General features: G+C 64.2%; 2 protein-coding genes. One reads left to right on the forward strand and one right to left on the reverse strand.

Annotated features, from left to right (window positions below):
- Positions 1–251: 251 nt before the first annotated feature.
- Positions 252–2018: a threonine/serine exporter family protein gene (locus AC0AP0_RS10935; protein ID WP_490430482.1), complete on the forward strand. Its 1767-nt coding sequence runs from the start codon at positions 252–254 to the stop codon at positions 2016–2018.
- Here AC0AP0_RS10935 and trpS read toward each other — a convergent pair.
- On the reverse strand, positions 2015–3100 hold the full coding sequence (trpS, locus tag AC0AP0_RS10940) for a tryptophan--tRNA ligase (protein ID WP_490430483.1): 1086 nt from the start codon (positions 3098–3100) through the stop codon (positions 2015–2017). The two genes, AC0AP0_RS10935 and trpS, sit on opposite strands and share 4 nt — an antisense overlap.
- Positions 3101–3112 lie beyond the last annotated feature (12 nt).

Raw genomic sequence — 3112 nt, forward strand, 5'->3', positions numbered from 1 at the left:
CCGCGGTTATTGGTGGTCGGCGTTGCAGGCCCACAGCCTTCGGTTCGATGGCTCGCGGCCCATTCTAGGACGCTTTCGGGTCGAATACGTTTCATGGTCCCATGCGGCGGTGCAAGGGCACGTGATCCGGGTGGAGTATGAATGTGGGTGTGAAATTCAAGAGCAGGAGTTCCAAGGACGGCTATCGCGGCAGGACCGCAGCCGAGGTCAGACGGGTCAGCAAGTACCACACCCACTCCATTCCGCTGGACATGGAGGACATTGAACGTGATTACGACAAGCCCATCGTCGAGGCCTGCATAGCGGCCAAGACCAGCCTGATTGTGCGGGTGGGCATGCTGGAGCTGGGGGCCGGCACAGGAAGCTTCCGCGTGCGCGAGATGATGCACAGGATTGCCTACCCCATGGGCGTGCATGTGCGGGCCGACGTGAACCTGACCGACATCGAAGCCACCTGCACGGATGGCGTGTCCCGCATCACCGAGGTGGTGGACCTGCCCACCACCGGGGTCAACACCGAGCGGATCTGGCTACTGGAGCATTTCGCGGACTGGCTCAGCGTCAAGTGCGGGCAGGCGGGGACCTACCACGCCGTGACGGTGGTCTCCCGGGAGCTGGTGGACAACCTGGACGAGCCGAATGTCTACGCGGCGGCCCGCAAGGCGGTCAAGGAGGTGCTGGCCCAGGACCAGGATGCTGCCGAGGCGCTCAAGGATGCGGTGGCCACCGCCGCACACAACGAGGACGAGATCAGCCAGAACCGGATCGATGCGGCGGCCATGGACACCAGGACGGCCGCCGGTCTGGGCACTGTAGGCTCCACGCCTCGGCCGGAGGATTCCAAAGGCTCCAAGGCTGCTTCTGTCTCTGCTTCCGCGTCTGCCGACGGCGTGGCCAAGGATTCGGATTCGAGCGCCGCCGGTTCTGCCGCCGCTGGACCGTCTGCAACCAGCCAAGGCCGCGGCTCTGAGGCTGGGCGGCCTGCCTCCTCTGACAAGTCCGCGTACCCAGAGCCGCAGGCAGCGGGTGGCATCACAGTCCGGCAGGCGCATGAACGCCTGGACCTGATCGAACGACGCAAACCCCTCTATTCGCCCCTCTTTTCGGGTTTCGCCTCGGCTGTGGCCTGCGCAGCCTTCGTCTTCCTGCTGGGCGGCGGTCCCTATGACATGGCCGGGGCTTTTGTCGGCGCTGGCATAGGCCAGTGGGTGCGTCGACAGATGCTGGGCAGGAGGATCAACCAGTTCTTCGCTACCGGGGTGGCGGTCATCATCGCCGCACTGGCCTGCGTCGGCACGCTGAGACTGGTGGGTATCTTCGACCCGGTGGCTCTCAAGCACGACACGGCTTATATCGGCGCCATCCTCTTCGTCATTCCCGGCTTCCCCCTGGTCACCGGCGGCCTGGACATCGCCAAGCTGGACTTTCCCTCGGGGGTGCAGCGCATCACCTACGCCTTCTCGATCATCCTGGTGGCCACACTGGGTGGCTGGGCCGTGGCGCGGATGGTCATGCTCAACCCCCAGGGCTTTGAACCGATGAATCTGAGTCCCTGGCTGATGGCCGGACTGCGTATGATCGCAGCCTTCTGCGGGGTCTGGGGCTTCTCGGTCCTCTTCAACTCGCCCCAGCGCATGGCCCTGGTGGCCGCCGTCATTGGCGCCCTGACCGACACTATGCGCCTGGAGATGCAGGACCTGCTCCATGTCCCTCCGGAGATGGCCGCCTTCCTAGGTGCCTTCCTGGCCGGCATGCTGGCCACGGTCTGGCGCTCCTCGGTCCGTCACGGCCTGCTGCCGCCCCACCTGGGCTACCCACGAATCAGCCTGACCGTGCCCTCCATCGTCATCATGGTGCCCGGCCTGTATATGTACCGGGCCATGTTCTACCTGGGGCAGTTCAATACGCTCAACGCCCTGGACTGGGCCTTCCGGGCCTTCATGGTCATCATCTGCCTGCCCATCGGCCTGGTCACGGCCCGGGTGCTGACCGACCGCTCCTGGCGGTACGACGTCTAGTAGCGCATGCCCATGGCCGAACGGACCTGATCAAGGGTCTCCTCGGCTATCTGGTTGGCGCGCTTGTTGCCCTCGACCAGGATGTCGCGCACGGTGTCCATGTCCTTGGCCAGCTCGGCACGGCGCTCACGGTGGGGTGCCAGGAACTCGTTGACGGACTTGGTCACGTAGGCCTTGAGGGCGCCCGAGCCGGCATCGCCGATCTCTTCGGCGATCTCCTCGGGCTTCCGGTCTGTCACCAGGCCGGCCGTGGTCAGCAGGGCCGAGACCTGGGGGCGGTTCACAGGATCGAAGGTGATTTTGCGCTCGGAGTCGGTGGGCGACTTTCGGATCAGCTTGGCCGTCTCCTCGGCGGTGGCGCTCAGCATGATGGAGTTGCCATAGGACTTGCTCATCTTGCGTCCGTCCAGACCAGGAATCTCAGGGGTGTCAGACAGGATGGCATCAGGTTCTGGGAAGACCGGAGCTTGGCCGGGGTAGCGCTCGTCGAAGCGACGGGCGATGGTCCGGGTCAGCTCCACGTGCGGCAGGTTGTCCTTGCCAATAGGAACCACGTTGGCCTTGCAGAAGAGTATGTCGCAGGCCTGGTGGACCGGGTATGTCAGCAACAGACCGGTCAGAGCGTGGCCGCTGGCCTCCATCTCGGCCTTGACGGTGGGGTTGCGGTGGAGCTCGGCCTCGGTCACCAGGGAGAGGAAGGGCAGCAGCAGCTGATTCTCTGCAGGGGTGGACGAATGGGTGAAGATCATGGTCTTCTTGGGGTCGATGCCCGCAGCCAGATAGTCGAGCACCAGGTTGAGCACGTTGTCGCGGATGTGCTCGGTGGTGTCCCGGTCGGTGATGACCTGGTAGTCAGCAATGACGATGTTGGTGTGCACGCCGCGATTCTGCATTTGGACGCGCTCGCGGATGGAGCCGAAATAATGGCCCAGGTGAAGCCTGCCGGTCGGACGGTCGCCGGTCAGCATGGTGTAGCGGCTAGGATTCTTGTCCAGTTCAGTCAGCACCTGGTCAGACCGATGCTTGGCGGCTCTGAAGCTGTCGCTGATCTCGTTGCCTGCCGCTGTGACTTCTTCCTGCATGGTCCCACCCTC

It is taken from the genome of Bifidobacterium sp. POST2/T3 (B1) (genome assembly GCF_058197115.1).

What these genes read in the sequence shown, in the direction of transcription:
- AC0AP0_RS10935 (WP_490430482.1), top strand. Translation starts at nt 252, where the DNA reads ATGGAGGACATTGAACGTGATTACGACAAGCCCATCGTCGAGGCCTGC.
- trpS (WP_490430483.1), bottom strand. Translation starts at nt 3,100, where the DNA reads ATGCAGGAAGAAGTCACAGCGGCAGGCAACGAGATCAGCGACAGCTTC.